This is a genomic window from Curtobacterium sp. MCBD17_008, from assembly GCF_003234475.1.
GTDB lineage: Bacteria > Actinomycetota > Actinomycetes > Actinomycetales > Microbacteriaceae > Curtobacterium.
Genome location: NZ_QKTK01000007.1, coordinates 59657 through 86467 on the forward strand (window position 1 = coordinate 59657; position 26811 = coordinate 86467).

Consider the following 26811-nt stretch of genomic DNA (forward strand, 5'->3'; position numbering starts at 1 on the left):
TGATGGACGAGATCGATCCGCAGCTGCTCCGGGTCCTCCGCGCCGTCGCGGACCACGGTTCGATCACGCGTGCGGCGACCTCCCTGGGCTCGAGCCAACCCGCCGTCAGCCAGCTGCTGACCCGCGCGGAGCAGCGGCTCGGGCACGCGCTCGTCCTCCGTGGCGGCCGCGGTGCCACGCTCACACACGCCGGGCAGGTGCTCGCCGACCACGCCCTGCACGTGCAGGCAGCGCTGACCGCCGCGCGCGAGGACCTGGACGCCGTCGGCGGCCTCACCCGCGGCCGGGTGCGGCTGGCCGGGTTCCCGAGCGCCTCCTCGGGCCTCGTGCCCACGGTGCTCGCGCGGCTGGCGGTGACGGCGCCGGGCGTGCGGACCTCGTACGTCGAGGTCGAGCCGCCCGAGGCGCTCGACCTGGTCCGCAGTGGCGAGGTCGACGTCGCCCTCACGTTCACCTACGTCGGGGACGAGGTCGGCGCCGTCCCCGACCCCGGGCTCGTCACCCGGGCGCTCGGACGCGACCCGCTCGCGCTGGTGACGCCGGTCGACGCGGGTCGGCCGGGAGGCCCGGACACCGACCGCACCGCCGCCGCCGTCGTCGACCTCGCGGCGCATCGGGACGACCGGTGGATCGGCGGCTGCCCGCGCTGCCGTGGCCACCTGCTCGCCTCGTGCGCCACGGCGGGGTTCACGCCGGACATCGTCCTCGAGACCGACAACGCGGCCGCGGTGGTGGGGCTCGTCGCCGCCGGGCTCGGGGTGGCACTGCTCCCCCGGCTGGCGCTCGCGACGACGGTCATCCCCGCCGGTGTCGCGATCGACCCCGTGGACGACGACCTGGCCCGACGCGTCGAGGTCGTCGTCGCCCGCGGCGCCGAGCGCGTGCCGAGCGTGCGGGCCGCGCTCGACGCCGTGCGGTCGGCGGCACACCTCCTCGCTTGACCGGGCGGCCACACGCACCGGCCTCGGCTGCGCGGGCGGCCTAGGCCGTCGGGGTGTCCACCGCGCCGCCGTACCGACGGTCGCGGCGGGCGTACTCCTCGATCGCGCCCCACAGGTCGGAGCGACGGAAGTCGGGCCACAGCCGGTCGAGGAACACCATCTCAGCGTAGGCCGACTGCCAGAGCAGGAAGTTGCTCGTCCGCTGCTCCCCCGAGCTCCGGAGGAAGAGGTCCACGTCGGGCAGCTCGGGGACGTACAGCCGCTTCGCCAGGGTCTTCTCGGTCACCTGGCTCGGCTTGAGGCGTCCGGCGGCGACGTCGTCCGCGATCGAGCGCACGGCGTCGGCGATCTCGTTGCGTCCGCCGTAGTTGACGCACATCGTGAGCGTGAGGACGTCGTTGCCCGCGGTCAGCTCCTCGGCGGTCTGCAGCTCGTCGATGACGCTCCGCCACAGCCGCGGCGTGCGACCCGCCCACCGGACGCGGACGCCCCACTCGTGCAGCTGGTCGCGCCGACGGCGGATGACGTCCCGGTTGAAGCCCATGAGGAACCGGACCTCCTCCGGTGAGCGCTTCCAGTTCTCGGTCGAGAACGCGTACGCCGACACGTGCGTGACGCCGATCTGGATCGCGCCGGCCACCACGTCGAGCAGCGAGGCCTCGCCGGCCTTGTGTCCCTCGATGCGGGTGAGTCCGCGCTGGTTCGCCCACCGGCCGTTGCCGTCCATGACGATCGCGACGTGCTCGGGGACGAAGCGCCCCGGGATGGCGGGCGGCTGCTCGCCCGTCCAGTCGACCGGCAGGAAGGACTCCGGCTCGGCAGCGGGACGGCGAGGGCTCATGCGCGGGTTCCTTCGGGTTCGGGCGGTGCGGGTACGGCGCCGGCGGCGTCGGGGTCCGCCGGGTCGGGCGTCGGCACCGGCGGCGCCGGCACCGCTGCCACCGCCGCCGGCACCCCGCCCGGGTGCGGGGCCAGGGGCGACGGGTGCTCGGTGCGGTCGACGTGCGGCAACGACCGGAGCGATCGTTCCAGGTGCCACTGCGCGTACGCCGCGACCACGCCGGAGGCCCGGGATCTCGTCCGCTCGTCCGTCGCGTCGACGGTCCCCCAGTCACCGGCGAGCAGCGACCCGAGGACGTCGAGCGTCGCGGGGTCCAGGCGCGGTGTGCCGGGAGGCGCGGCCGAGTCCGCCACGACCCCGCCGAGCTGCACGACGAACGCCGAGTGCGGCCCGGGCTCCCCGGTGACGGCACAGTCGCTGAACGACGGCGCCCACCCCGCGATGCTCATCGCGCGGAGCAGGTACGAGTCGAGGGTCGCGCTCGGCTGGTGTTCCCCGCGCGACAGCGACCGCAGGGCACCGACGAGCAGCAGGTACTGCTGGAGCCCGGCGTCCGCCTCGCTCAGTCGGTCGGCGGTCTCGACCATCGCACTCGCCGCCGTGTACGCGCCGTAGTCGGCGACGATGCGGGCGCCGTATGCGCCCAGGGACTCGGCCTGCGTGACGATGTCGAGCGACCGGCCCTCGTAGAACTGGGCGTCGACGACCATGAACGGTTCGAGCCGAGAGCCGAACTTCGACGCGGTGCGCCGGACGCCCTTCGCGACGGCCCGGATCTTGCCGTGCTGCCGGCTCAGCATGGTGACGATGCGGTCGGCCTCACCGAGCTTGTGGGTGCGCAACACGACGCACTCGTCCCGGTACAGCGGCATGACCCCAGTATCCCCCGCCCGACCGACACGACCTGCCCGCTGGTCGCCGCGGTCGCACGACGCGCCGCGCGCAGATCGCCGAGGTCGCAGGACGTGCCGGCCCGGCGCGCTCCGGGCGGCAGGTCGTGCGACTTCGGCGGACGGACGGGACCGGCGGACGGACGGGATGGGCGCACGGACGGGACCGGCGGACGGACGGGAGGCGCAGGGCGGGCCCGCACCGCGCCTCCCGTCCGCCGCGGTGCTACGCGGAGACGAGCTCCGGCGCGCCGGAGGCCGCACCCGCGCGCACGGCACGGTTCACCGCGGACACGATCGCCTTGAGCGACGCGGTGGCGATGTCGGCGTCGATCCCGACGCCCCAGAGCCGGACGCCGTCGACGTCGAGCTCCACGTACGACGCCGCCTTCGCGTCCCCGGAGGCGCTCATCGTGTGCTCGGAGTAGTCGTACAGCGTGACGGCGACGCCCTGCTCCGCCATCACGGAGAGGAAGGCGTCGATCGGACCGGTGCCGACCGCTTCGGATGTGACCGAGCCCTCGTCGACGCGCATCGCGACGGACAGCTTCGTCGTGCCGTCGAAGTCGCTCGAGGTCGCGGTCTTCGTGATCTCGTATCGGCCCCACTTGTCGTCGTCGACGTGCGCGGGCAGGTACTCGTCGGAGAACAGCTCCCAGATCCGCTCGGACGTGAACTCGCCGCCCTCGGCGTCGGTCCGCCGCTGCACGACCCCGGAGAACTCGATCTGCAGCTTGCGGGGCAGGTCGAGCGCGTGGTCGGTCTTCAGCAGGTACGCGACACCGCCCTTGCCGGACTGCGAGTTCACCCGGATGACGGCCTCGTACGAGCGGCCGATGTCCTTCGGGTCGACCGGCAGGTACGGGACGGCCCAGACGACGTCGTCGACACCGACGCCCTCGGCGGCCGCACGGGCCTCGAGCGCCTCGAGGCCCTTCTTGATCGCGTCCTGGTGCGACCCGCTGAACGCGGTGTAGACGAGGTCACCCGCCCACGGCTGGCGCTCCGGCACCGGCAGCTGGTTGCAGTACTCGACCGTGCGCTTCACCTGGTCGATGTCCGACAGGTCCACCTCCGGGTCGATGCCCTGCGTGAACAGGTTCATCCCGAGGGCGACCAGGTCGACGTTGCCGGTGCGCTCCCCGTTGCCGAACAGGCAGCCCTCGATGCGGTCGGCACCGGCCATGTAGCCGAGCTCGGCGGCGGCGACGGCGGTGCCGCGGTCGTTGTGCGGGTGCAGCGACAGGATGACGTCCTCGCGGTGGGCGAGGTGGCGCGACATCCACTCGATCGAGTCGGCGTAGACGTTCGGCGTCGTCATCTCGACGGTCGCGGGCAGGTTGACGATGACCTTGCGCTCGGCGGTCGGCTCGAAGACCTCGAGCACGGCGTTGCAGATCTGCACCGCGACCTCGAGCTCGGTGCCCGTGTAGGACTCCGGCGAGTACTCGTAGTAGACCGTCGTGCCGTGCTGCAGCCGGGCCTCCGCCGCCTTGCACATGTGCGCCCCGGCGACGGCGATGTCGATGACGCCCTGCACGTCGGTGCGGAAGACGACCTCCCGCTGCACGATGCTCGTCGAGTTGTACAGGTGCACGATGGCCTGCTTCGCGCCGTCGATCGCCTCGTACGTGCGGTCGATGAGGTGCTCACGCGCCTGCGTCAGGACCTGGATCGTGACGTCGTCGGGGATGGCGCCCTCGTCGATGAGCGACCGGACGAAGTCGAAGTCGGTCTGCGAGGCGCTCGGGAACCCGACCTCGATCTCCTTGTAGCCCATCTGCACGAGCAGGTCGAACATCGCCCGCTTGCGTTCGGCGTCCATCGGGTCGATGAGGGCCTGATTGCCGTCACGCAGGTCGACGGCGCACCAGCGCGGCGCACGGTCGATGCGCTTGGTCGGCCAGGTCCGGTCGGGCAGGTCGACGGTGATCTGCTCGGAGAAGGGGACGTACTTGTGGATCGGCATCCCGGAGGGGCGCTGTGCGTTCTGCATCGGTTCGCTTTCGTCGGTGTGGTTCAGGAGCGGCCACGACGGACTCCGCGACGAGGTGGGCCGGTTGTCAGGCCTCGTCGCGGCGACGAAGGAGGAGGAGTGCCGAGGACATCGGGTTCACGCTAGCACCGGAGGTGACCGCCGGCGCACTGTGTGACGGGAGGCGCACGGACGGGAGGCCCGCCACCGGTCCGGTGGTGGGCCTCCCGTCCGGCACGGTCGACCCGCCGCTGGCGCGTCGCACCGGACCGGCGGCCGCTCAGTCGACCGCGAGCGCCTCCGTCGGCGGCACGCGCATCGCGCGCCGCACCGGCGCGACCGTCGCGACGACCGCGAGGACGAGCGCCCCGACCACGACGATCGCGATCGTCAGCGGCGGCAGGACGGGCGTGACGACCGAGCCGAGCACACCGAGCAGCGTCTGCCCGCCGAGCCACCCGTAGAAGGTGCCGAGCACGAGGCCGGTGACGACGGCGGCGACCACCATCTGCACGGCCTCGGTGACGATCATCCGACGGACCTGCACACCGGTCAGTCCGAGCACGCGGAGCAGCCCGAGCTCCCGACGGCGCTGCAGGACGCCGAGCGCGAGGGCGTTGACGACCCCGACGGCGGCGATCACGGCCGAGAACCCGACGATCACGCTCACGACGGCGTTGAGCTGCTCGAAGAAGCTCCGCTGCTCCTCGAGCATCGCGGGCGTCATGCCGTCCACGCCGGACAGGGTCGACTCGGTGACGTGCTGCATGATGCCGAGCGCCACGGCGAAGGTCACGAGCAGCGTGACGCCGATGACGAGCCCGATGGTGGCACGGGCGGACCGCGCCGGAGCACGCATGGCGTTGCGTCCGGCGAGCAGGACCACCGGGTCGTGCGCGCCGATCCGGCCGATCGCCTGCAGCACCGGGGGCATGACGATCGTCGCGCCGACGGCGACCCCGGCGAAGGAGACGAAGCCGCCGAGCGCCGCCGGCAGGACGGCGAGCGGGGTGACGGCGCTCAGCGCGAGCCCGAGGACGGCGAGGAGCGCGCCGCCGGACATGAGGACGATCGCCCAGACCTTGCGCGCGGTGCCGGAACGGACGTCGTCGTGGCTCGGCTCGACGCTCGACGACAGGGCCTCGAGCGGGGTGACCGTGAGCACGCGGCGCGACCCCGCGGCGAAGGCGCCCCAGGTCGCGAGGACCACCGCGACCACCGGCAGGACGAGCTCCCACGGCACGAGGGTGTACGAGCGGTCCGGCAGGAAGCCGTTCCCGCGGAGGACGGTCACGAACACCGCCGACAGCCCCGTGCCGACCAGGGCGCCGACGACCCCGCCGACCAGCCCGACGAGCAGCCCGGTGCGGGTGATGCGGGACCGGATGGACGCCCCCGTGGCGCCGACGAGCCGCTGCAGGGCGATGACGCGGGTCTGCCCGGCGATGAGGGTCGCGCACGTGTTGGCGGTGACGATCGCCCCGACGTACAGGGCGATGCCGAGGAAGAGCCACCCGATCACCGAGAGGATCGCCTTGACGGTGGCGACGTCGTCCAGCGGGCTCATCGCCATCGCCTCGGTGACGATGCCGGGTGCGATGACGAGCGCGGAGCCGAACGTCGTGCCGAGCGCCGCGACGAGGACGGTCGGAGCGAACTGTCGGAGGCCGTTCACGCGGCGGCCTCCATCCCGAGCATCGTGGCGGAGATGTCCGCTGCGGCCATCGCGGGGCGGTCGGCGACGATCCGGCCGTCGGCCAGGAACAGGATCCGGTCCGCGTTCGCCGCCGCCACGGGGTCGTGCGTGACCATCACGACGCTCTGCCCCCAGTCGGCGACCGCACCGCGCAGGATGGCGAGCACGTCACGGCCGGTGCGGGAGTCGAGCGCGCCGGTCGGCTCGTCGGCGACCACGACGGCGGGTCGGGAGGCCAGCGCGCGGGCGATGGCGACGCGCTGCTGCTGCCCGCCGGAGAGTTGGTGGGGTCGGTGCGTGAGACGGTTGCCGAGGCCGAGCATGTCGACGAGGCGGTCGATCCACGCCGACTCCTCGCGGTCCGGCTTGTGGCCGCCGAGCAGGAACGGCAGCCGGATGTTCTCGCTGACGTCGAGCGTCGGCACGAGGTTGAAGGACTGGAACACGAAGCCGAGACGGCGACGACGGAGTTCGGTGAGTTCCCGGTCGCCGAGGCCGGTGATGTCCGTGCCGTCGATGGTGATGCGACCGGACGACACCTGGTCGAGTCCGGCGGCGACGTGCATGAGGGTGGACTTGCCGGAGCCGGACGGGCCCATGACGGCGGTGAACTCGCCCGCGCCGATGTCGACGCTGACGTCGTCGAGCGCCGTCACCCGGCGCGAGGCGTCACCGTAGTGCTTGGACACGTGGTCGAGACGGATGATCGGAGCGTGGTTGGTCATGGCTCCACGATCGCGTCCGGGAGGACCGTCCCGCGTCCGTCGCCTGGCTCGCGTCCGTCATCCGTTCGGCTCGGTTCCCCCGTCCGGGTCCGCCTGACGGATGATGTTTCAGTCGCCCTTGGTGACGAGCCCGTACTCGTGGGCGAAGACGACCAGGCGGACGCGGTCCCGCAGTTCGAGCTTCGTCAGGACCCGCGAGATGTGGGTCTTCACGGTCGCCTCGCTGACGTACTCGTGCTTCGCGATCTCGGCGTTGCTGAACCCCCGGGCCGCGAGGTCGAAGATCTCGCGCTCGCGGGGCGTCAGGTCCGCGAAGGCGGGCGGCACGCTCTGCCGCTGCTCTGCCGGGTCCTCGTAGCGACGCAGGAGCTCGCGGGTCGCCGAGGCCGCGAACACCGTCGTGCCCGCGTGCACCGTGCGGATCGCCGCGAGCAGGAACTCGGGGTCGGCGTCCTTCAGCACGAAGCCGCTCGCCCCGGCCCGGATGGCCTTCGCGGCGGCTTCGTCGAAGTCGAAGGTGGTGAGGACGAGCACCTTGGCGGACGCACCGCTGTCGACGATCCGGGCCGTGGCGGTGATGCCGTCCATGACCGGCATCCGGACGTCCATGAGCACGACGTCCGGACGGCTCTGCCGGACGAGTTCCACGCCCTCCGCGCCGTCACCCGCTTCGCCGACGAACTGCAGGTCGGGCTGCGACCCGATGAGCATCCGGATCCCGGTGCGGAAGAGTGCCTGGTCGTCGACGAGGGCGACGCGGATCCGTGCCGGCTCGGTGCTGCTCGTGCTGTCCGCGGTGGTCATCTCGTGCTGCGCTCCTGATCGGTGGACGGGATCGTGGCCCGGGGCATCTGCCCGGTGGCGGGTTGGGCGGGCATCCGTACCTCGACGGCGAAGTCGTCGCCTCGGGGTCCCGCGGTCATGCTCCCGCCGGACATGGTGGCACGCTCGCGCATGCCGACGAGTCCGTGTCCGGTGCCGGGTCCCGGTCGGTCGTCCTCGGCGCGGCGGTTCACGACGGCGATCTCGACCGTGTCCGGGCGGTAGGCCAGTCTGGCCCGGACGGGTGCACCGCGCGCGCCGTGCTTGTAGGCGTTCGTCAGGCTCTCCTGCACGATGCGGTACACGGCGAGCTGCGTGGTCGTCGGCAGCGCGGACGGGTCGCCCTCGCGCTCGACGTGCACGTCGAGGCCGACCTCCCGCATCTGGCCGACGAGCTGTTCGATGTCGTCGACGTCCGGCGTGGGCGCGGTGCCCTGCTCGTGGCGGAGTGCTCCGAGCAGCTCGCGGACGTCCCCGAGGGCCCGACGTGCGGTCGACCCGATCGTGCCGAGTGCTTCGTCGGCGAGGGACGGGTCGGCGCGCAGGGCGTACCGTGCGCCGTCGGCCTGGGCGATCACCACCGCGAGTGAGTGCGCAACGATGTCGTGCATGTCGCGGGCGATGCGTACCCGTTCCTGCTCGATCGCCACGGCGCGGTCGGCCCGGGCGGCGTCACGCTCGGCGAGCAGCTGCGCCTCCCGGCTCATGCCCGCGGCACGCCGGGCGCGGGCGACGACACCACCGAGCCACGGCAGGAGGAGGACGGCGAGGACGATGACGAGGTACGCCAGCAGCGTCTTCAGCGTCTGGTCCCACGCGTCGGCCTGCGAGGACCCGTAGTCGACCTGCCGGGCCCACTCCTGGGCCGCCGAGTAGACCGCCGCGACCACGCTCCCGAGGACGGCCGACACGAGCCCGGCGACGCGGGTCTTCCGACCGCCGTACGCGCTCGTCGTGTACATGACGCCCGCGATCATGATGTCGAAGAGGTTGCCGCGCTGCGCCGTCACCATCTGGAACACCGCGGTCAGCCACGCGAGCGCGAGCGCCAGACCGGGAGCGGCCCGCCGCAGCGCGAGCGCGACGACGAAGCCGCCGATGGCCGCGAGGATGACGACCTGGTCGACCCCGCCGACCGACAGCACGGCGAAGACCCCGCCGGCGAAGAGGGCGATCAGGACGTCGACCACGACCTGGTTGCGGAGCATCGGACGGAACACCTGACCACGGTAGGCGGCGGGATGCGTCGCGCGCGTCCGACGACGGGATGACCCCTGCTCCGCGGTCCGCATCGGCCTGGTCCGGGTCAGAACCCGAGGCGTCCGAGCTGCTTCGGGTCCCGCTGCCACTCCTTGGCGACCTTCACGCGGATGTTGAGGTAGACGTGCCGCCCCAGGAGCCCCTCGATCTCGACGCGGGCACGGGTGCCGACGTCCTTGAGCCGACCGCCCTTGTGACCGATCACGATGGCCTTCTGGCTGTCCCGCTCGACGAACAGGTTCGCGAAGACCCGCAGCGGGCCGTCCGGGTCGTCGTCCGCGTCCGGCTCGACGACGTCCTCGATGACGACCGCGAGCGAGTGCGGGAGTTCGTCCCGCACGCCCTCGAGCGCGGCTTCCCGGATGAGCTCGCCGATGCGCTCCTCGTCGGTCTCCTCGGTCACGGCCTGGTCGTCGTACAGCTGCGGCGACTCCGGCAGCAGCGACACGACCTCGTCGAGGAGGTCCTCGAGCTGCAGGCCCTCGGTGCCCGACGTGGGGATGATCGCGTCCCACTCGCGCAGTCGCGAGACCGCGAGCAGCTGCTCGGCGACCTTCTCCTTGCCGGCACGGTCGATCTTCGTGACGATCGCGACCTTCCGAGCGCGCGGGTACTGGTCGAGGGTGTCGTTGATGAAGCGGTCGCCCGGGCCGATCGGCTCGTTCGCCGGCACGCAGAAGCCGATGACGTCGACGTCGCCGAGCGTCGACTGCACGAGGTCGTTGAGCCGCTCACCGAGCAGCGTGCGCGGACGGTGCACCCCGGGGGTGTCGACGACGATGACCTGTCCGTTCGGCCGGTGCACGATCCCGCGGATGGCGCGGCGCGTCGTCTGCGGCTTCGAGGACGTGATCGCGACCTTCTGCCCGACCAGGGCGTTCGTCAGCGTGGACTTGCCGACGTTCGGCCGGCCGACGAAGGAGACGAACCCCGCGCGGTAGGGGGTGGTCGTCTCGGGGGCGGCGTCGGTTCCGGGGTCCGTCATGTGGTTCGTGTTCCCGTCGTGGTGGTGTCGGTGTCGCCGAAGGCCTGCTCGGCCGACGCGAGGTCGGTGGTGCGCTCGGCGAGCACCGTGATGAGGTGGCGCCGCTTGCCCTCGACGCGGTCGGCGGTGAGCACGACGCCGGACACGGTGACGGTGTCCCCCGCGGACGGCAGGTGGCCGAGCTCCTTCGTGAGCAGACCGCCGGCCGTGTCGACGTCGTCGTCGTCGAGCTCGATGCCGAACAGGTCGCCGAGCTCGTCGATCGGGAGCCGCGCCGAGATGCGCCAGCGCCCCGGCTCGACCTCGGCGCGGTCGACCACGGCACGGTCGTACTCGTCCGAGATGTCCCCGACGAGCTCCTCGATGAGGTCCTCCATCGTCACCAGGCCGGCGACCCCGCCGTACTCGTCGACCACGAGCACGAGGTGGTTCTTCGCGAGCTGCATGTGGCGGAGGGTGTCGTCCGCGGGCTTCGACTCCGGCAGGAACTCCGCCGGTCGGAGCATCGTGCGGACCGACCGCGACCCGACCTCGGGCCGTTCGTACAGGGCACGGGCGAGGTCGCGGAGGTACGCCACGCCGAGCACGTCGTCGCTGTCGCGACCGGTCACCGGCATCCGGGACACGCCCGTGGCGAGGAACTGCTCCATGACGGCGGCGACCGTGTCGTGCGCGTCGGCCGTCACCATGTCGGTGCGCGGCACCATCACCTCGCGGACCAGGGTGTCGCTGAACGCGAAGACCGAGTGGATGAGTTCGCGGTCGTCGGCCTCGAGCACGTTGCTCTCCGTGGCCTCGTCGACGAGCGACAGCAGCTGCTCCTCGCTCGAGACACTGGAGGCGCTCCGGACCCGGCCCGGTGTCACCCGGTCGCCGATCGCCACGAGGAGCCCGGCGAGCGGACCGAGCACGATGCGGACACCGCGGACGAGGCCGCCCGTCGCGGCGATGATGCCCTCGGCGTGCGCGCGACCGACACTGCGCGGGCTCGAGCCGACGAGCACGAAGGACACCGCGGTCATGATCGCCGCGGACAGGATCAGCGCGACCCACCACGTGTCGGTCACCCGGACGAGGGCGATCGTCACGAGGACCGCGGCGGCCGTCTCGGCGAGCACGCGGAAGAAGTTGAGGGCGTTGACGTGCGCGCCGGGGTCGTCCGCCAGCGCCTCGACGGCACGGCGGCGCTTGCTCCCGCGGGCGATCTCCTCGAGGTCCGCGCGGGACAGCACGGAGAGCGCGGAGTCGGCGGCCGCGAGCAGTCCACCGAGGACCACCAGCACGAACGCCACCGCGAGCAGACCGGTGACGAGGAGCACTGCGGTCACCGCCCCCGACGCTGGGCGGCGAAACCGCGGAGGATCTCGCCCTGCAGGCCGAACATCTCGGCCTTCTCGTCCGGCTCGGCGTGGTCGAACCCGAGCAGGTGGAGGATGCCGTGGCAGGTGAGCAGGAGGATCTCGTCGAGGGTGGAGTGCCCCGCGGTCCGCGCCTGCTCCTCGGCCACCTGCGGACAGACGACGATGTCACCGAGGAGCCCGGCCGGCGTCGGCTCGTCCTCGGTGCCGGGACGCAACTCGTCCATCGGGAAGCTCAGGACGTCGGTGGGGCCGGGCTCGTCCATCCACCGGATGTGCAGCTGCTCCATCGCGCCCTCGTCGACGAAGACGATCGCGAGCTCGGCGTCGGCGTGCACGTGCATGGCGTCGAGCGCGAAGGCGGCGAGGCGCTGGACGGTGTCCTCGTCCACCGCGACGCCGGACTCGTTGTTGAGCTCGATGCTCACCGGGTGCCTCCTCGGCGGTCGTCCTGGTGCTCGGAGCGCTTCGCGGCCTGCTCGGCGAGCCGTTCCTCGTCGTGGACCGTGTAGGCGTCGACGATCTTCCCGACCAGGGTGTGGCGGACCACGTCCTCGCTGCCGAGGCGGGCGAAGTGGATGTCCTCGACGTCCCGCAGGATCCGCGTCACGAGACGCAGTCCCGAGACGTTGCCCGGCAGGTCGACCTGCGTGATGTCGCCGGTGATCACCATCTTCGAGCCGAAGCCCAGACGGGTGAGGAACATCTTCATCTGCTCGGGCGTGGTGTTCTGCGCCTCGTCGAGCACCACGAAGGAGTCGTTGAGCGTCCGCCCGCGCATGTAGGCGAGCGGTGCGACCTCCACCGTGCCGGCAGCGAGGAGCTTCGGGACGAGCTCCGGGTCCATCATCTCGTTGAGCGCGTCGTACAGCGGGCGGAGGTACGGGTCGATCTTGTCGGTCAGCGTCCCCGGCAGGAACCCGAGCCGCTCACCGGCCTCGACCGCGGGGCGGGTGAGGATGATCCGGGAGACCTCACGGCGCTGCAGGGCCTGGACGGCCTTCGCCATCGCCAGGTACGTCTTGCCGGTACCGGCCGGCCCGATGCCGAACGTGATGGTGTTCTCGTCGATCGCGTCGACGTACGCCCGCTGCCCGTCCGTCTTCGGACGGACCGACTTGCCGCGGCTCGACACGATCGGCGTGCCGAACACATCGGACGGGCTGCGGTCCGCGTCGATGATGCGGGCCGAGTTCGGGATGTCCGACTGGCCGATGTCCTGCCCGCGCCGGACCATGCCGACGAGTTCGTCGACGAGCGCACGCGCGCGGGTGACGTCACGCTCCGGACCGGACAGCGAGACCTGGTTGCCGCGCACGAGCACCGTCACGTTCGGGTACTGGCGCTCGACGGTCTTCAGCAGGCGGTCCTGCGGCCCGAGCAACTGCACCATGGCGATGCCGTCGACGGTGAGCTCTGAGACGGACACGGGCTCGGAGACGGACTCCGGCTCGGTGGTGGCTGGTTCGTCAGCTGGCAAGGGTGCCTTCCTGCAGGTCTCCTGCGAGTACGTGCGCATGCACGTGGAACACGGTCTGACCGGCGGCTTCGCCGGAGTTGAACACGAGTCGGAACTGACCGCCCGCACGCTCGTCGGCGATGCGCTGGGCGGTCGCCACGACGTGGGCGAGCAGTCCGGGGTCCGCGCTCGCGAGCTCGCTCACGGTCGCGTACTCCTGGGTCTTCGGGACGACGAGCACGTGGACGGGGGCCTTCGGCGCGATGTCCTCGAAGGCGATGACACGGTCGTCCTCGGCGACGATCGTGGCCGGGATCTCACGCGCGACGATCTTCGTGAAGACGCTGGGCTCGGTGCTGGTCATGGCACCATCGTAGAACGCGCGACCGATGCCACGCCTTCCCGCCGTCCGAGCCGGGTCCGATCAACGCGGTGGCCGCTCACCAGCGTCCGAGCCGTGCCTGCAGCACCGCGAGGGCGGCCGGTCCGGCGGTGGAGGTCCGCAGCACCGTGTCGCCCAGGCGCACCCGGACGGCGCCGGCCGTCTCGAGCCGTTCGAGTTCGGACGGGTCGATGCCCCCCTCCGGGCCGACGACGAGCGCGATCTCGTCCGTCTCCGCCGGTGGTTCCCAGGTGGCCAACCGGACCGTCGCGGTCGGTTCCAGCAGGACCAGCGTGCGCCGCGCCTCCCGTCCGGGTGCCGCCGGAGCGGCTCCTGCCCCTCCGGCGAGCTGCGCCGTGGTCACCGGAGCGAGCACCTGCGGGACCCGTGACCGGATCGCCTGCTTGGACGCCTCCTGCGCGATGGCCGCCCAGCGGGCACGGCCCTTCTCGATCTTCGCGCCGTCCCAGCGCGAGACGCTGCGGGCGGCCGCCCACGGCACGACGCGGTCGACGCCGATCTCGGTCGCGGCCTGCACGGCCATCTCGTCCCGTCCGCCCTTCGCGAGGGCCTGCACGAGGGTCAGCGACGGCCGCGGGGCCTCGTCGACCTCCACCGCCTCGACCGTCAGGACCAGCGAGTCCTTGCCGACCGAGGCCACCGGTCCCGTGACGACCGTGCCCCGGCCGTCCGACAGCCGGAGCTGCTCGCCGACGCGGACCCGCGACACCGACACCGCGTGCCGGCCCTCGGCGCCGTCGAGCGACACCCGGGCGCCCACGGCGACGTCGTCGAGCGCGTCGACGAGGTACAGCGAGGCCATCAGAAGTTGAAGAACCGGTCGCGGAGCTTGCCGAACATGCCCTGCTGGAAGCGGGACAGCTGCGGGGCGCCGGCCTTGTGCGTCTTCGCCAGCTGTTCGACGAGCTGCCGCTCCTTGTGCGAGAGCTTGGTCGGGGTGACCACGTGCACGCCGACCTTCAGGTCGCCACGGCCCGAGCCGCGCAGCTTCGTGACGCCGCGGTCCTTGATCACCAGGACGTCGGCGCTCTGCACGCCCGGACGGAGTTCGAGCTCCACCGGACCGTCCAGCCCGTCGATGGTCGTCGTGGCGCCGAGGATCGCGTCCGTCATGGGCACCTCGAGCGTGGCGAGGAGGTCGTCGCCGTCGCGGCTGAACACGTCGTGGTGGCGCACCCGGACCTCGAGGTACAGGTCGCCGGCGGGACCACCGGCGGGACCGACCTCGCCCTGGCCGGGCATCTGCAACCGGAGACCGGTGTCGACGCCGGCGGGGACGTCCACCGGAACCGTCCGACGGGCCCGGACACGGCCCTGGCCCTGGCAGGTCGGGCAGGGGTTCGGGATCACGGTGCCGTAGCCGCGGCAGGTGCCGCAGGGGGCGCTCGTCACGACGTTGCCGAGGAGCGAGCGGACCTGGCGCTGGATGTGTCCGGAGCCGCCGCAGATGTCACACGTCTGCGGACTCGTCCCGGGCGCGCAGCACGAGCCACCGCACGTGTCGCAGAGGACCGCCGTGTCGACCTCGAGGTCCTTGTGGGTGCCGAAGACGACCTCGTCGAGGTCGACCTCCAGCCGGAGCAGGGCGTCGCCGCCGCGCTCGGCACGACTGCGCGGACCGGTCCCCCGGCCGCCACCGCCGCCGCCGCCCCCGAAGAAGGCGTCGAAGATGTCGCTGAAGCCGGCGCCCCCACCGCCGAAGGGGCTGTCCTGCCCACCGGCGTCGTAGCGACGACGCTGTTCCGGGTCGCTCAAGACGTCGTACGCGTGCGTGACGTCCTTGAAGCGCTCTGCCGCGTCGGGGCTCGGGTTCACGTCGGGGTGGAGTTCCCGCGCGAGCCGCCGGTACGCCTTCTTGATGTCGGCATCGGAGGCGTCGCGCGGGACGCCGAGGACGTCGTAGTGGTCTGCCAAGTGTTCCTCAGGGGGTGCGTGGGTGGGCGGGGGTGGTGACGGACGCGGCGGTCAGTTCTCGCCGAGCAGCCGCGACAGGTAGCGGGCGACCGCTCGGACAGCGGCCATGTTCGTGCCGTAGTCCATCCTGGTCGGACCGAGGACGCCGAGTCTGGCGATCTCACCGCGCGCGGCGAGGTAGCCGCCCGCGACGATGCTCGTCGCGTCGAGACCGTACTCCGCGTTCTCGGCACCGATGCTCGCCGCGACCGCGATGTCGTCGACCTGCATCTCCCCGAACAAGCGGAGCAGGGTGACCTGTTCCTCGATCGCCTCGAGCACCGGGAAGAGTCCGCCGGAGAAGTCCTGTTCGCTCTTTGCCAGGTTCGCCGCGCCGGCCATCAGCAGGCGGTCCTGACGGTTCGCCGCGACCTGCTCGACCAGGCTCGCCACGACCACACCGGCGAGCGGCTGGACCTCCGGACGGAGCTGACCGGGGATGGCGCGGAGCGCGTGCGGTGCATCCTGCAGCGGCAGGCCCACCGTGGCGCCGTTCACGACGGACCGCACCTCGGTCAGGGCGGACTCGTCGAACGGGACGTCGGTCTCGATCACGCGCTGCTCGACCCGGGCGGTGTCGGTGATGAGGACCACCATGAGCCGGGTGTCGGCGAGACGGACCAGTTCGACGTGCTGCACGCGGGCGTGACCCATCGTGGGGTACTGCACGAGCGCGACCTGGTTCGTCAACTGGCTCAGCAGCCGGACCGTCCGGGTGAGGACGTCGTCGAGGTCGTTCGACGCGCCGAGGAAGGTCTCGATCGCCTGGCGCTGGGCACCCGAGAGCGGTCGTGCGGCCGCGAGGTGGTCGACGAACACCCGGTAGCCCTTGTCGGTGGGCACCCGCCCCGACGAGGTGTGCGGCGCGATGATGAGTTGCTCGTCCTCGAGCTGCGCCATGTCGTTCCGGATCGTGGCCGCGCTGACGCCGAACGCGTGCCGCTCGACGATCGTCTTCGAGCCGACGGGCTCACGGGAGGCGACGTAGTCGCGCACGATGGCCTTGAGGACCTCGAGACTGCGTTCGCTGACCACCGGTTCCCCTTCCGCTCGTGCTGACCTGCGACCGGCTGGCACTCTCACCGGTCGAGTGCTGATCTTACGCCTGACCGCCGACGTCGCGGGACTTCTGCACAGGCGGCTCGGTACGCTGCGGGCATGAGCTACGGACAGGAGCCCGGCGGCCCCGAGCAGCACCGGGACGGCAAGCCCGACGGACGGCAGTACCCCGGTGGGCAGTACCCGGGTGGTCAGCAGCCCGGCAACGGTCAGCAGTACGGCGGGTGGGAGCGCCCCGGGCAGCAGTACCCGGCCGGGTACCAGCCGCCGCAGCCGATGACCCCCGAGGACCAGCGCCTCTGGGCGACCTTGACGCACGTCGGCGGCATCTTCTTCAACATCCTGGTCCCGCTCGTCGCCTACCTCGTGCTGCGGGACCGCGGACAGTTCGTCCGCGAGCACACCCGGGTGGCACTGAACTTCCACATCACGATGGCCATCGCCTACTTCGCCGGCGGCCTGACGTCCGTGCTCGGCGTCGGGTTCCTCGTCATCGCGGCCGCCGCGATCGTGTCGATCGTGTTCGGCATCATGGCGGCCATCGCCGCGAACCAGGGCCAGTTCTACAAGTACCCGCTCTCGATCGAGTTCTTCAAGCCCTGACCTCGTCCGGGAGCTCGTCGAGCAGGTCGCGCACGACGGCGTCCGCCAGCAGGCGGCCCTGCAACGTCAGCTCCAGGGAGCCGCCGAGCGCAGCCCGACCGTCCACGAGCCCACGTGCGATGAGCCCGGCGACGCGGCTCCGGGCCTCCTGGCGGAGCTCGTCGATGCGCAGCTCACCGCGCACCCGCGCGGCGAGCAGCACGCGCTCCACGTACCGTGTCTCGGCGTCCAGCGTCTCGCGACCGGCCGCCGGCGACACGTCCTGCAGCACCCGGTTCGCGTACGCGGCCGGGTGCTTGACGTTCCACCAGCGCGTCCCGGCGACCGCGGAGTGCGCACCGGGGCCGACGCCCCACCAGTCGTGGCCCTTCCAGTAGGACAGGTTGTGCCGGCTCGCGTGCTGCGGGCCGCGCGCCCAGTTCGAGACCTCGTACCAGTCGTACCCGGCGTCCCGGAGCACCCGGTCGGCGAGCTCGTACATGTCCGCGGCGAGGTCGTCGTCGGGTGCGGGGAGTTGCCCCCGCGAGACCGCGCGGCCCATCGCGGTGCCGTCCTCGACGATGAGCGAGTACGCCGAGACGTGGTCCGGCGCGCAGGCGATCGCGGCGTCGAGCGACGTCCGCCAGTCGTCGAGGGACTCCCCCGGCGTCGAGTAGATGAGGTCGAGGCTGACGTCGAGACCCTGCTGCTTCGCGAGGTCGACGACGACCGGCACCCGCTCGGGGTCGTGCGTGCGGTCGAGGGTCGCGAGCACGTGCGGGACCGCGGACTGCATGCCGTAGCTCATCCGCGTGAAGCCCGCCCGCTGCAGGGTGGCGATCGAGTCGGCGTCGACGGAGTCCGGGTTCGCCTCGGTCGTGACCTCGGCCCCGGGGACGATGCCCCACGTGTCGTCGATCGCCCGGAGGATCATCGCCAGGTCGGACGCCGGGAGCATCGTCGGGGTGCCACCGCCGAAGAAGACCGTCGAGACCGGGCGGCGCGGGACGCCGGAGCGCTCGAGCACCTGGTCCGCGAAGGCGATCTCCCGCAGCGCGTGCCCGGCGTAGTCGTCACGCCGCACCCCGCGGAGCTCGGACGCGGTGTACGTGTTGAAGTCGCAGTACCCGCAGCGCACCCGGCAGAACGGCACGTGGACGTAGACGCCGAAGGGAACCTCGCCGGTCCCGGGGGCCGGTTCGACCAGTCCGTCCGCGGGAGCGGGGTCGGCGATCGGGAGAGCACTCGGCATGGGGTCCATTCTCCGTCATCATGGACGGCATGGAGCACCAGCCCGTCACTCCCCCGGCCCCCGTCCCCACCACGGTGTTGTGGGACATCGACGGCACGCTCGTGCGCAACGCCGCGTCACCGGGCAACCTGTACCACCTGGCGCTCGAGCGGGCGCTCGGTCGCGACCTACCGCTGCTCGTCGGCCACCAGCACGGCCGGACCGACGCCGGCATCATCGTCGAGCACGTCCGAGCGCACCACCTGGAGGACGAGCTCGTGCCGACGGTGAGCGGGCATCTGCGCGACCTGTCGGAGGAGCGTCACCGGTCCGGGGACCGCCGCACACCCGCCCCGGGCGCGATCGACCTCGTCCGGCACTTCGCCGCGATCGGCTGGCGGAACGGCCTGCTCACCGGCAACTCCGCCCACCGTGCCCGGATCAAGCTGCTCGGCGCGGGCTTCGACGTCGACGCCTTCGATTGGGACCACTCGTACTTCGGGGACGAGCAGGTCGAGCGGTCCGGGGTGACGGCCCTCGCGGCCGCCGCACTCAGCGGGACCCGGGCGGTGATCGTCGGCGACACGCCCCGCGACGGCGAGGCCGCGGACGCCGTCGGGATCCCGTTCCTCGCGGTCGCGACCGGCGTCTACGACGTCGACGCACTCCGGGCGACGAGCGCTGTGGCGGTCGCCCGCGACTGCGTCGCGGACGCACGCCTCATCGAGGACGCGATCGCGCGTCTCGCGCCGCTGGCCTAGGGAGGGGTGACCGGAGCGTCGGACCCGCTGCGGGCCTCCAGGCCGGGAGGCCCGACGTCGGTCCGTCAGGTGGGTCGCCCGGGTGGGTGACGGCCTGGTCAGTCGCCGCGCAGGGCGGCGAGGTACTTCTCGGCCATCACGCGCTGCTGGCGGCGCACCAGGGGGGCCACGAAACGCCACTTCCGGCTCGCCGGCTGCGAGAACTGCCGGACCTGCAGCCACACCGACCCGTCCGGCGTGCGCTCGACGACGAAGGACTCCTCGCCCGACAGCGGGTGCCCCTCGAGGGTGCCGTAGGCGAAGCCCTTCCGGTCGCGCTCGTCGATGATCGCCACGACCCGCACCGGCGCGTGCACCGTCTGCCCGAATGCGTGCATCGTCAGCGTCGCCGTCGTGCCCGCCGTCACGAGCGGGGTGCCGTCCGGCGTCGTCCGCTCGACCCGGGCCGACCCGATGGAGGCCGGGGCGATCGGGACGCCGTGCTCGTCGAACGTGACCGGGTTGTACCGCACCTCGTCGTCCTCGGGCGCGTCCTCGACCCGCACGCCCATGCCGCTGCGCTCCTGGATCTGCCACGTCAGCGCCTGCATGACGGCGGTCTCGAAGCGCTGGTCACCGTGCCCGATGCGGGCGCGGGACTCGGCGGGCGTGAAGCCCTCCGGCGGGTAGGTCATCAGGTCCGAGGCCTGGGTCGCGCCGACCGCGCCGTACGTCAGGGCGGTCCGGTGCTGCCCGCGGCTCACTTCTTCTTCTCTTCCACGTCGCCGGAGAGCGCCGCGATGAAGGCCTCCTGCGGCACCTCGACCCGACCGATGGTCTTCATGCGCTTCTTGCCCTCCTTCTGCTTCTCGAGGAGCTTGCGCTTCCGGGTGATGTCACCGCCGTAGCACTTCGCCAGGACGTCCTTGCGCATCGCGCGGATGCTCTCGCGGGCGATGATGCGGGCGCCGATCGCGGCCTGGATCGGGACCTCGAACTGCTGGCGCGGGATGAGCTTCCGCAGGCGCTCGGTCATCAGCGTGCCGTACGCGTAGGCCTTCTCACGGTGCACGATCGCGCTGAAGGCGTCGACCTGGTCGCCCTGCAGCAGGATGTCGACCTTCACGAGGTCGGCCGCCTGGTCGCCGGTGGGCTCGTAGTCGAGGCTGGCGTAGCCCTGCGTCTTGCTCTTCAGCTGGTCGAAGAAGTCGAACACGATCTCGCCGAGCGGGATCTCGTAGCGGATCTCGACCCGGTCCTCGCCGAGGTACTCCATGCCGAGCAGCGACCCGCGCCGCTGCTGGCAGAGGTCCATGATCGCGCCGACGTAGTCCTTCGGGGCGAGGATGGCCGCGCGGACCATCGGTTCGCGGACCTCGACGATGCGGCCGGTCGGGAACTCCGACGGGTTCGTGACCTCGGTGACGGTGTTGTCCTCGGTCGTGACCTCGTAGACCACGCTCGGCGCGGTCGTGATGAGGTCGAGGTCGAACTCGCGCCGCAGCCGCTCGGTGATGATCTCGAGGTGCAGCAGGCCGAGGAAGCCGCAGCGGAAGCCGAAGCCGAGGGCCACCGACGTCTCCGGCTCGTAGACCAGCGCCGCGTCGGACAGCTTCAGCTTGTCGAGGGCCTCACGGAGCACCGGGTAGTCGCTGCCGTCGATCGGGTAGAGGCCCGAGAACACCATCGGCTTCGGGTCCGTGTACCCGGACAGCGCCTCGGTCGCCGGGCGCTGCGCGCTCGTGACCGTGTCACCGACCTTGGACTGGCGGACGTCCTTCACGCCGGTGATGAGGTACCCGACCTCGCCGACGGAGAGCCCCTTGGTCGGCGTCGGCTCCGGGCTCGACACCCCGATCTCGAGGATCTCGTGCGTCGACTTGGTCGACATCATCTGGACCTTCTCGCGCGGCTTGATCGAGCCGTCGATCATGCGCACGTACGTCACGACACCGCGGTAGCTGTCGTACACGGAGTCGAAGATCATCGCGCGGGGTGCGGCGTCGACCGTGCCGACGGGCGCCGGGACGGTCCGCACCACGCGGTCGAGCAGCTCCGCGACGCCCTGTCCGGTCTTGCCGGAGACCCGCAGCACGTCCTCCGGCTCCCCGCCGATGAGCTGCGCGAGCTCGGCGGCGTACTTCTCCGGCTCGGCGGCCGGCAGGTCGATCTTGTTGAGGACCGGGATGATCTCGAGGTCGTTCTCGAGCGCCAGGTACAGGTTCGCGAGCGTCTGGGCCTCGATGCCCTGTGCGGCGTCGACGAGCAGGATCGCGCCCTCGCACGCGGCCAGGGAGCGGGAGACCTCGTACGAGAAGTCGACGTGGCCCGGCGTGTCGATCATGTTCAGCGCGAAGGTCTCGCCGTCGAGCTCCCACGGCATGCGCACGGCCTGCGACTTGATCGTGATGCCGCGCTCACGCTCGATGTCCATCCGGTCGAGGTACTGCGCACGCATCGCCCGGTCCTCGACGATGCCGGTGATCGACAGCATGCGGTCGGCCAGCGTGGACTTGCCGTGGTCGATGTGCGCGATGATGCAGAAGTTGCGGATCGCGGCGGCCGGCGTCGAGGCGGGCTCGAGCGGCGCAGATGCTTGTGGGCTCACGGTTCCTCGGGGTGGGTCGGACGGTCCGACGATTGTCCCATGCTCGCGCCTCGGCGGCGCGCAGTGTGCGGGTGTCCGTGGACGGTCAGGGCGTCGGCAGGGCCCCGAGACCGCGACGGAGGTCCTCCGGCGTCGCCGCGAGACAGACGCGGATCCAGCCCTCGCCGGTCCGACCGAACGCGCTGCCCGGTGCGACGGCGACCCGCTCACGCTGCAGGAACGCGAGCGCCCACTCGGCGACGTCCCCGTCCGTCGCGTGCGACACGTCGATCCAGAGGTAGAACGCGCCCTTCGGGTCGTTGTACCGGATGCCGGCGGCGTCGAGCACGCCGGTGGCGACCTCCAGGTTCCGGCGGTAGTGCTCGCGGGCGTCCTGCACGGGCGAGTGGTCGCCGACGATCGCCGCGAGGGCGGCCCACTGGTCGGGTTCGGCCACGCAGCTGATGATCGACTCCTGCACGGTCCGCATCGTCGGACCGAGGCCCTTCGGGGTCACGAGGTACCCGACCCGGACGCCGGTCATCGCGTACGTCTTGCTCAGCGAGAAGGCCGAGAACACCCGGTCGTCCTCGTCGAGCGACGCCAGGCTGACGTGCCGGGTGCCGTAGGTGAAGTACTCGTACACCTCGTCGCTGATCACCCACAGGTCGTGGCGCTTCGCGAGGGCCAGCAGGTCCCGCAGCGTCTGCTCGCCGAAGACGGAGCCGAGGGGGTTGGACGGCGAGTTGACGACGATGGCGCGCGTGCGGTCGGTGATCCGCGCCTCCAGGGCGGCCAGGTCGGGCTCGAAACCGTGCGCCGGCGACAACTGGTACGGCACCGGGTCGGCACCGATGATGTGCGCGTTCATCGTGAAGGTCGTGTACCCGGGATCCGGCACGAGGACCTCGTCCCCGGGCGAGAGCACGAGCGTCATCGCGGTGAACAGCGCCTGCGTCGCCCCGACCGTCACCCACACCTGCTCGAGGTCGACGTCCACCCGGTTCTCGCGCCGGAGCTTCTCCTGGATCGCCTGGCGCAGCTGCGGGATGCCGCCGTTCGGGCCGTAGTCCGTGCGGTCCTCGGCCCATGCACGGCGGGCGGCGTCACCGATGTGCTTCGCGACCGGGACGTCCGGCTCGCCGATCACGAGCATCGTCACGTCGTCGAGGAGTGACGCCTGCTCGAAGACCCGGCGGATGCCCGAGGGCGGGACGGTGTCGATGCGGGGCGCGAGGGACGGCATCCCGTCACCGTAACCCGTCACGATCCCGCCGCGTGTCCGACGTGTTGCGCTTTGGTGACGCGGGGTCGGCCTGGTAACGTTGCTGGCTGGCTTACGCGTTCCGTCGCCCACGGGTGGAACGCGATGCGACGAAGGGCCCCTCTACCCGGGATCGCAACCACCCGTCCGAGACGAAACCAGGAGCAACACGCATGGCGAACATCAAGTCGCAGCTCAAGCGCATCAAGACCAACCAGAAGGCCACCGACCGCAACAAGGCGTACAAGTCGGAGCTGAAGACGTACATCCGTCACACCAACGAGGCCATCGCCTCGGGCGACAAGGACAAGGCCGTCGCCGCCCTGTCGCTCGCCGCGAAGAAGCTCGACAAGGCCGTGAGCAAGGGTGTCATCCACAAGAACCAGGCCGCGAACCGCAAGTCGGCCATCGCGAAGAAGGTCTCGGCGCTCTGATCTGAGTCGCTGACGACCGAAGGCCCTGCACCGGTGGTGCGGGGCCTTCGTCGTTCGCGGGGTGCTGCGGCGTCGCGCCGCGGTGCGGTGCGGTGCGGCGTCAGCTGGTTTCCGCCCACCGCATCCGGTCCACACCACGGGGATCAGCGGTTCGAACGGGAAGTTGTTGTGCGCTGGCAAACGGAACCACGGCTGAGCGGGCCGGCGCCGCGGCGCCGCGGCTCGCCCGGAGGCCGGGCGACCCGGCTCCAGCGCCGGGACGGCGGGGCGTCGGCGCTCGGGAGGGAGGCCCGGGGCCGTCAGCGGGCCTCGCCGCGCCGGGCGATGGTGCGGACCATGAGCTCGAGCGCGAAATGGGCGTCGCGGGCGCCGCCCTTCACGGCGGCGTCCGCCTCCGCGATGCTCGTGATCGCGTTGGCGAGGCCGGCTTCGCTCCACCCGGCGACGTCGCGCTGCGCGCGCTGCACCTGCCACGGCGCCAGGCCGAGGGCGGAAGCGGCCTGCCCGCTTGAACCGCGAAAGGAACTCACCTTCGCCATCGTGCGGATCTTGCTCGCGAAGGCGGCGACGATCGGGACCGGTGCCTCACCGGTCGCGAGGGCGTGCCGTAGTTCGACGATCGCCGGGGCGGAGCGACCGGCGAGGGCGATGTCGGCCACCTTGAAGGCGTTCGTCTCGACGCGTCCGCCGTAGTACTTGTCGACGGTGCGGTCGGTGATCTCGTCGGCCTCGTCGGCCAGGAGCTGCCGGCATGCCGCGGCGAGTTCGGCGAGGTCGTCGGCGAACGCCGCGACGAGGGTCCGCACCGCCGACGGCGCGATCTTCCGACGGGCGGCACGGAACTCGGCGTTGACGAAGTCGATCCGGTCGGTGTCGCGCTTGATCTCGTCGCACTGGACCTCGATGCCGCCACCGACCCCGCTGCGGATGGTGTCGAGCAGCTTCTTGCCCCGGACTCCCCCACCGTGTTGGAGCACGAGGGTGACGTCGTCAGCGGGTCCCTGCAGGTACGAGATGCTCTCGGTGATGAAGGCGTCTGTGCACTTCTCGACGTTCGTGACGCGCACCAGGCGTGGTTCACCGAACAGGGACGGGCTCGCCAGGGTCGCCAGCAAGCCCGGGGCGTACTCGTCGGCCTCGAGGTCGTGGACCTCGAGTGCCGGGTCCTCGCCGACGAGCAGGTCGCGGAGCATGCCGATCGAGCGCTCGGCCAGGAAGGTCTCGGCGCCGGTGACCAGGACGACCGGTGCGGGACGGATCGCGGACCACGGCACCTGGTCGATCTTCGCTGCGGCGCGCGCGGGCTTCTTGGCGGGCATGCGGGTCCTTCCGGTGGTGCTCGGTGGCGACGCCGACCCTGCCGCTGCACAGCGGGCAGGGGCCGGGCGGGGTCGCTCCGATCCTACGGGCGGCAACCGACGAGCCGGGCCGCCGGCCACCTCGCGGCGTCGCCGGCCCGCTTCCGTCGCCGGGCACGCCCTGGTCCGGGTCGGCTCCGTCATCGTGGCGTTCGGTCCACACCTCGAGAGGGCGAGGAGTCGTCGTGCCGGCCGGGCCGCCGTTGCCTCCCGTGTCGGCCCCGTCGCCGGCGCTCCCGTCGGACGCGTCGCCGGGCCTCCCGTCGCTACCGTCGCCGGGCCTCCCGTCGGCGTGTTCGCCGCTCCGGATGACGATGGTGCCCGACCGGTCCGTCCGGTACGGGATCGTGACGGCCGCCGCGAGCATCTCCAGTGCCCTGGCGGTCGGGTGCCCGTAGTCGTTGTCCGCCCCGACCCCGATCAGGCCGACGCGGGCGGCGAGCGCCCGGTAGAGCTCGGGGTCCTGGTCGGCGGATCCGTGGTGCGCGACCTTGACGACGTCCACCGGCGACAGGGTCTCCGGTGGCGCGGTCCGCAGGAGGCGCCGTTGCGCGTCCTCTCCGAGGTCTCCGAGCAACAGTGCCGTCATGCACCCCGGACAGGGTCTGCCGGGTGCCGGGTCGACGCGGATGACGATGCTCGCTGCGTTCCCGGAACGGTCGTCGCCCGAGGGTGGCCAGATCACCTGCCAGCGCAGGTCTCCGAGGACGCCCCCGGTCCCGTCTGCGGCCTGGCGGACGTCGACGCCGGCAGACCGGAGCTCGGACACGACGCGGGTGTCCGCGGGTCTGCCGACCGGGCCGACGAGGGCGGTGTCCACCTGGTCAGCGACCTCGTCGACCGCCCCGACGTGGTCGCGGTCGAAGTGCGTGAGGACGAGCAGGTCGACGTGCTGGATGCCGAGCAGGGTGAGGCATGCCCGGAGTCGCTCGGGGTCGTCGCCGGTGTCGACGAGCGCTGTCTGCCCGTCACTCCTGAGTAGGGTCGCGTCGCCCTGGCCGACGTCGCACATCGCGGTGGTCCAGCCCGTCGGCACCGTGCTGCGGACGAGCACGTCGGGCACGGTGACCGCACCGATGCCGAGGACGACCGTCATCGCCGCTCCGATGCAGGCCACTCGGCGGACGCGCCCCGGACGGAGCACCGCGACCACCAGCGCGATGCAGACCGCGGCTGCGAGGACGACCCCGACCGGAGCAGCCGGCCACGGCATCGAGGCCGCCGGCAGTCCCGCGGCACGGTGCGCGATCCCACCGATGCCGGCGGCGGGGACCCACCCGACCGTCGCGAGCACCTGCGCTCCTGGCGGCCACACCGGCGCGAGCAGGCACGCCACGAGCCCCACGACGGTGGCGACCGGCGCGAGCACCTCGGCGAGCAGGTTGACCGGCATGGCGTACGTCGGCAGGGTGGGCGACAGTGCGACGGTGACCGGCCAGCACGCGATCTGCGCGGCGACGGGCACGGCGACCGCGGCCGCCACCGGGGGCCAGAGCCGTCGCGTGAACAGATCGGTCAGCGGCGGGCCGAGGACGACGATCCCGGTGGTCGCCAGCACCGAGAGCGCGAACGCGGGTGACCGCGCCACCCACGGGTCGGCGACGAGCATCCCGATCGCGGCGAGTGCGATGAGCGGGACACCACGCACCGGCCGCCCGGTCAGGTGCACGAGGAGCACCACGATCGCCATCACGGACGCCCGGGTGATCGACGGGTCCGGTCGGACGAGCACGACGAACCCGAGCAACACGACGACCGCAGAGCCGGCACGCACCACACGAGGAGCACCGACCGCACGTCCGAGCAGCACCACCAGCGCGACGATGACGGCACAGTTCGACCCGGACACGGCGGTGAGGTGGGTGAGGGCGGTGGCCTCCATGGCCTGCTCGGTCTCCGGGTCGAGTCCGGAGCGGTCACCGATCGCCAGTCCCCGGAGCAGCGCTGCGCCGGGCTCCGGCAGGTCGGCGGTGACGGCGACGAAGGCGGACCGGGCCACTGCGGTGCGACCGAGCAGCCCGTGCGGTGGCGCGGCGGTGCCGAGGTCGCCGCGGACGAAGAGGACGAACGCCGTCGGAGCCCCGGGCTCGTCCTCGTCCAGGTGACCCCGGATCTCGACGACCGATCCGGCCGCGAGCGCCTGCCGACGCGGATCGTCGCGCGCGGGAACGAGCCTCACCGGGACCCGGATGCTGTCCCGCAGGGAGGCCCGCTGGCCGACCGCCAGGAGCGTCCCCACCACAGACCG

25 protein-coding genes are annotated in these 26811 nt (G+C 71.9%); 4 read left to right on the forward strand and 21 right to left on the reverse strand.

Features of this window, described 5'->3' with window-relative positions; genetic code table 11:
• The first annotated feature begins 2 nt into the window (after window positions 1–2).
• The gene (locus DEI95_RS08445; protein WP_110825323.1) at window positions 3–941 is read left to right on the forward strand and encodes a LysR family transcriptional regulator; all 939 of its coding nucleotides are present in this window, start codon (window positions 3–5) and stop codon (window positions 939–941) included.
• A 40-nt stretch (window positions 942–981) separates the two neighbouring features.
• Here DEI95_RS08445 and DEI95_RS08450 read toward each other — a convergent pair whose 3' ends face one another.
• The 15 genes from DEI95_RS08450 to hrcA form a co-directional block, all read right to left on the reverse strand.
• Window positions 982–1782 carry an isoprenyl transferase gene (locus tag DEI95_RS08450; protein ID WP_110825322.1) on the reverse strand — a complete coding sequence of 267 codons (801 nt, stop codon included), beginning with the start codon at window positions 1780–1782 and terminating at the stop codon, window positions 982–984.
• Window positions 1779–2654 (reverse strand): DNA repair protein RecO, encoded by an 876-nt coding sequence (gene recO / locus DEI95_RS08455; RefSeq protein WP_110825321.1) that lies wholly within the window; start codon window positions 2652–2654, stop codon window positions 1779–1781. Before recO ends, DEI95_RS08450 begins: the two co-directional genes overlap by 4 nt.
• 244 nt (window positions 2655–2898) lie before the next feature.
• Window positions 2899–4668, reverse strand: coding sequence for a 2-isopropylmalate synthase (gene leuA / locus DEI95_RS08460; protein WP_111059976.1), 1770 nt, complete (start codon window positions 4666–4668; stop codon window positions 2899–2901).
• Window positions 4669–4927: 259 nt separating this feature from the next.
• Window positions 4928–6322 carry an ABC transporter permease gene (locus DEI95_RS08465; protein WP_110825319.1) on the reverse strand — a complete coding sequence of 465 codons (1395 nt, stop codon included), beginning with the start codon at window positions 6320–6322 and terminating at the stop codon, window positions 4928–4930.
• Window positions 6319–7068: an ABC transporter ATP-binding protein gene (locus DEI95_RS08470; RefSeq protein WP_110825318.1), complete on the reverse strand. Its 750-nt coding sequence runs from the start codon at window positions 7066–7068 to the stop codon at window positions 6319–6321. Before DEI95_RS08470 ends, DEI95_RS08465 begins: the two co-directional genes overlap by 4 nt.
• A gap of 108 nt (window positions 7069–7176) precedes the next feature.
• Window positions 7177–7872, reverse strand: coding sequence for a response regulator transcription factor (locus tag DEI95_RS08475; protein WP_110889640.1), 696 nt, complete (start codon window positions 7870–7872; stop codon window positions 7177–7179).
• Complete coding sequence (locus tag DEI95_RS08480; protein ID WP_111060022.1) at window positions 7869–9110, reverse strand: sensor histidine kinase; 1242 nt, start codon at window positions 9108–9110, stop codon at window positions 7869–7871. Before DEI95_RS08480 ends, DEI95_RS08475 begins: the two co-directional genes overlap by 4 nt.
• A gap of 86 nt (window positions 9111–9196) precedes the next feature.
• Window positions 9197–10135: a GTPase Era gene (era, locus tag DEI95_RS08485; protein ID WP_110825316.1), complete on the reverse strand. Its 939-nt coding sequence runs from the start codon at window positions 10133–10135 to the stop codon at window positions 9197–9199.
• On the reverse strand, window positions 10132–11454 hold the full coding sequence (locus DEI95_RS08490) for a hemolysin family protein (protein ID WP_110825519.1): 1323 nt from the start codon (window positions 11452–11454) through the stop codon (window positions 10132–10134). The genes era and DEI95_RS08490 overlap by 4 nt, the downstream gene beginning before the upstream one ends.
• A 5-nt stretch (window positions 11455–11459) precedes the next feature.
• Window positions 11460–11921: an rRNA maturation RNase YbeY gene (gene ybeY, locus DEI95_RS08495; RefSeq protein WP_110825315.1), complete on the reverse strand. Its 462-nt coding sequence runs from the start codon at window positions 11919–11921 to the stop codon at window positions 11460–11462.
• The gene (locus DEI95_RS08500) at window positions 11918–13012 is read right to left on the reverse strand and encodes a PhoH family protein (RefSeq protein ID WP_110899966.1); all 1095 of its coding nucleotides are present in this window, start codon (window positions 13010–13012) and stop codon (window positions 11918–11920) included. The genes ybeY and DEI95_RS08500 overlap by 4 nt, the downstream gene beginning before the upstream one ends.
• A complete protein-coding gene (locus tag DEI95_RS08505; RefSeq protein ID WP_110899965.1) occupies window positions 12963–13316 on the reverse strand; it encodes a histidine triad nucleotide-binding protein in 354 nt (117 codons plus the stop codon). The genes DEI95_RS08500 and DEI95_RS08505 overlap by 50 nt, the downstream gene beginning before the upstream one ends.
• 76 nt (window positions 13317–13392) lie before the next feature.
• Window positions 13393–14157 (reverse strand): 16S rRNA (uracil(1498)-N(3))-methyltransferase, encoded by a 765-nt coding sequence (locus DEI95_RS08510; RefSeq protein ID WP_111059977.1) that lies wholly within the window; start codon window positions 14155–14157, stop codon window positions 13393–13395.
• Window positions 14157–15269 carry a molecular chaperone DnaJ gene (dnaJ, locus tag DEI95_RS08515; protein WP_110825311.1) on the reverse strand — a complete coding sequence of 371 codons (1113 nt, stop codon included), beginning with the start codon at window positions 15267–15269 and terminating at the stop codon, window positions 14157–14159. The genes DEI95_RS08510 and dnaJ overlap by 1 nt, the downstream gene beginning before the upstream one ends.
• 51 nt (window positions 15270–15320) lie before the next feature.
• Entirely contained in the window at window positions 15321–16343 is a 1023-nt protein-coding gene (gene hrcA, locus DEI95_RS08520) for a heat-inducible transcriptional repressor HrcA (protein WP_110825310.1), read from the reverse strand.
• 123 nt (window positions 16344–16466) lie between these two features.
• Here hrcA and DEI95_RS16965 point away from each other — a divergent pair, with 123 nt between their 5' ends.
• Window positions 16467–16970 carry a DUF4870 domain-containing protein gene (locus tag DEI95_RS16965; RefSeq protein ID WP_258367532.1) on the forward strand — a complete coding sequence of 168 codons (504 nt, stop codon included), beginning with the start codon at window positions 16467–16469 and terminating at the stop codon, window positions 16968–16970.
• Here DEI95_RS16965 and hemW read toward each other — a convergent pair.
• Entirely contained in the window at window positions 16960–18201 is a 1242-nt protein-coding gene (hemW, locus tag DEI95_RS08530) for a radical SAM family heme chaperone HemW (protein ID WP_111060024.1), read from the reverse strand. The genes DEI95_RS16965 and hemW overlap by 11 nt on opposite strands.
• A 29-nt stretch (window positions 18202–18230) precedes the next feature.
• Here hemW and DEI95_RS08535 point away from each other — a divergent pair, with 29 nt between their 5' ends.
• A complete protein-coding gene (locus tag DEI95_RS08535) occupies window positions 18231–18941 on the forward strand; it encodes an HAD family hydrolase (protein ID WP_181419592.1) in 711 nt (236 codons plus the stop codon).
• Between the two features lie 98 nt (window positions 18942–19039).
• Here the strand turns inward: DEI95_RS08535 and DEI95_RS08540 are convergent, their stop codons facing one another.
• The 3 genes from DEI95_RS08540 to DEI95_RS08550 all read right to left on the reverse strand — a co-directional run bounded on the left by DEI95_RS08540 (window position 19040) and on the right by DEI95_RS08550 (window position 22753).
• Window positions 19040–19684, reverse strand: a complete 645-nt coding sequence (locus DEI95_RS08540; protein WP_258367534.1) for a DUF1990 family protein — start codon at window positions 19682–19684, stop codon at window positions 19040–19042.
• Window positions 19681–21528 carry a translation elongation factor 4 gene (gene lepA / locus DEI95_RS08545; protein WP_110889635.1) on the reverse strand — a complete coding sequence of 616 codons (1848 nt, stop codon included), beginning with the start codon at window positions 21526–21528 and terminating at the stop codon, window positions 19681–19683. Before lepA ends, DEI95_RS08540 begins: the two co-directional genes overlap by 4 nt.
• An 85-nt stretch (window positions 21529–21613) precedes the next feature.
• Window positions 21614–22753, reverse strand: a complete 1140-nt coding sequence (locus DEI95_RS08550; RefSeq protein WP_110899962.1) for a pyridoxal phosphate-dependent aminotransferase — start codon at window positions 22751–22753, stop codon at window positions 21614–21616.
• Between the two features lie 191 nt (window positions 22754–22944).
• On the opposite strand from DEI95_RS08550, the gene rpsT reads away from it, so the two are divergent.
• Window positions 22945–23205: a 30S ribosomal protein S20 gene (gene rpsT / locus DEI95_RS08555; protein WP_110889633.1), complete on the forward strand. Its 261-nt coding sequence runs from the start codon at window positions 22945–22947 to the stop codon at window positions 23203–23205.
• 299 nt (window positions 23206–23504) lie between these two features.
• On the opposite strand, the gene holA is transcribed toward rpsT, so the two are convergent.
• Window positions 23505–24398: a DNA polymerase III subunit delta gene (holA, locus tag DEI95_RS08560; protein WP_181436256.1), complete on the reverse strand. Its 894-nt coding sequence runs from the start codon at window positions 24396–24398 to the stop codon at window positions 23505–23507.
• Entirely contained in the window at window positions 24283–26742 is a 2460-nt protein-coding gene (locus DEI95_RS08565; RefSeq protein ID WP_181436250.1) for a ComEC/Rec2 family competence protein, read from the reverse strand. Before DEI95_RS08565 ends, holA begins: the two co-directional genes overlap by 116 nt.
• Window positions 26743–26811 lie beyond the last annotated feature (69 nt).